Annotated in this window: 3 protein-coding genes; all 3 read right to left on the reverse strand. The window is 35.5% G+C overall.

Annotated features, from left to right (window positions below; translation table 11 throughout):
- Positions 1–36: 36 nt before the first annotated feature.
- Genes tnpC through tnpA form a run of 3 tightly spaced genes read right to left on the reverse strand, consistent with a single transcriptional unit; the run spans position 37 to position 2,132 of the window.
- Positions 37–1,488 carry an IS66 family transposase gene (gene tnpC, locus NH26_RS24840; protein WP_084812395.1) on the reverse strand — a complete coding sequence of 484 codons (1,452 nt, stop codon included), beginning with the start codon at positions 1,486–1,488 and terminating at the stop codon, positions 37–39.
- A 24-nt stretch (positions 1,489–1,512) separates the two neighbouring features.
- A complete protein-coding gene (tnpB, locus tag NH26_RS24845; RefSeq protein ID WP_071397163.1) occupies positions 1,513–1,854 on the reverse strand; it encodes an IS66 family insertion sequence element accessory protein TnpB in 342 nt (113 codons plus the stop codon).
- A complete protein-coding gene (gene tnpA / locus NH26_RS24850; protein ID WP_071397162.1) occupies positions 1,854–2,132 on the reverse strand; it encodes an IS66 family insertion sequence element accessory protein TnpA in 279 nt (92 codons plus the stop codon). Before tnpA ends, tnpB begins: the two co-directional genes overlap by 1 nt.
- Positions 2,133–2,209 lie beyond the last annotated feature (77 nt).

Raw genomic sequence — 2,209 nt, forward strand, 5'->3', positions numbered from 1 at the left:
GTAAGCAGTCGGCAAACCCGCACTTGTCTACACCAACTATTTAACAGGCAGTAGTTCCTCTAGTTTATTGATAGGGTAATCATCAATAATCTCAAGTGTATTTTTCAGCCATTGATAGGGTTCTACGTCATGCATTTTTGCTGTAGCGAAAAAGGAATAAAACATTGCAATTTGTGCAGCACCTTGTTCATTACCTGCAAACATATAGTTTTTTCGACCTATTGCAAGTGGTCGGATTTTATTTTCGATAGGGTTATTATCAATGAGAAGTTCACCGTTCTTGAGATATTCACGTAATCCTTTTTCATGATTGAGAAAGTAAGTAATAGCTACACCAATATCAGTTTTAGGTAATACCTTTTGCTCCTTTGCCCATTGGAAGAGCTTATTAATAATTGGAGTAGCATATTTTTCTCTCTCTAATTGAATTTCTTCTGCTTTTGTATCTGGTTGAAACGTTTTTTCTAATTCATAGAGCTTTGAGATAAGGTTAACTACTTCGGAAGCGGGTTTATAGCCCCCTTTATAGGCCTTAAAAAAGTATCGACGTGCGTGTGCCCAACAATTTAAATGTGTAATTGCTGTAGTGTTTTCAAAATAATCATACCCTTTATAACCATCGGTTTGGGCATAACCTTTAAAATCTCCAAGGTGTTCTTTCAGATATTTCCGATCTCTTCCATTGGCATAATGAATGGAAAGAATTTTTTCTTTTGGATCCAAATAATACCACATATAGCCTTGGTGTGCTTTCCCTTTTTTACCTGTTCCCATTACTTTAATGGTAGATTCATCCATTTGAAGGTAGTTGCTCTTCTTTATTTTCTGTGATAATAGTTCAAATAAAGGCGTTAGTTTGTCTGCAACCTTCTTTTGTAAATCGATCAGCGTTGTATTTTTCAGATAGACATCTTGTCTTTCAAACTGCTTGATGAAGCGATGGATCGGAATGTGATCTACAAATTTACTGATGATCATCTGAGCGGCTAAACTTGCTGATGCAATAGATTTAGGGAAAGGCAGATGAGAAGGTAAAGCCGACTGACTAAATACACTATCTCCATTTTCCTGTTCTTTGACGTAGCGAGGTCTAATGATTCTTCGAACATACAAACGTGCGGGTTCACACTCAAGCACTTCCGTAATATCTTCACCTACTTTACGCCACCCTTTTAAATCATGCTCAGGTTCAATAATTTCCTCTACACGTTCTAGCTTATCTGGTAAAGCTGTACGAACAGGTTTTTTCTTCTTTCTTTTATGAGCAGGAACTGTAATTTCAGTACTTTCAGAAGTAGATTCTTCTTGTTTTTCTTCCTCAAAAATAGACAGTTGATTTTTAGGGATATCAGTATACTTACGCTTCTCGGATTTAGCCCCGAAAAGCATATTCTGAAACATGGCCACCTGTGCTTTTAATTGTGTGTTTTCTTCACTTAAAGAAGTGTTTGTTTGTTTCAGTGATGCTATTTTCTCATCTTTACTCACCTCTTATTTATAGCAATAATGATACTAGAAACGCACTTTTTGATTTCTTTTTTCTAAAGAAATGCCTTCTATTAACATCATAATTTGAGCAGAGGTTAAATGAATACTGTCACACTTTCCAAAACCTACTGGAAGTTCAAATCGACCTCTTTCTAATCGCTTATAATAGAGAGAAAAGCCACCTCTTTCGAAACGTAACAGTTTGATTTTATCTTTACTTCTATTGATGAAAACATAAATGTCACCACTCACTACATTCATCTCCATCAAAGAAATAACGATAGTACTTAAACCGTTAAATCCTTTACGCATATCCGTAAACTCACTGTAAAGGTAAATATGGTCTGTATTTCGTAAGGATAACATTAGAATAAATGAATCGCTTCTTTAAGAAGTTCAGTGTTTGATAAATGAACTTTTACTCCGTTAGGGTATTCAACTGTTATTTTTTGCTCAACAGGGTTAGTTGGAGAGATAGGAATAAATTGAGCAGGTGAGTCAACGTTTTTTTTACCACAAGTCTTGGTTACCCAATAACTGAAAGTAGGTGCTTTTATTGAATGAAGTGCGCAATAACCTTTTTGAGTTAATCCACTTTCTTTCCATGCTTCTAGATGAGCGTACATTTCTTCTTTTCTTGACATAATTGTTGTGTTTGATTATGTCGTAAAATTAATGCGTGGGATTATAGGATGATAGATGGAGTTGCCCGACTGCTTAC

This window comes from Flammeovirga pacifica (assembly GCF_000807855.2).
Taxonomy (GTDB): domain Bacteria; phylum Bacteroidota; class Bacteroidia; order Cytophagales; family Flammeovirgaceae; genus Flammeovirga; species Flammeovirga pacifica.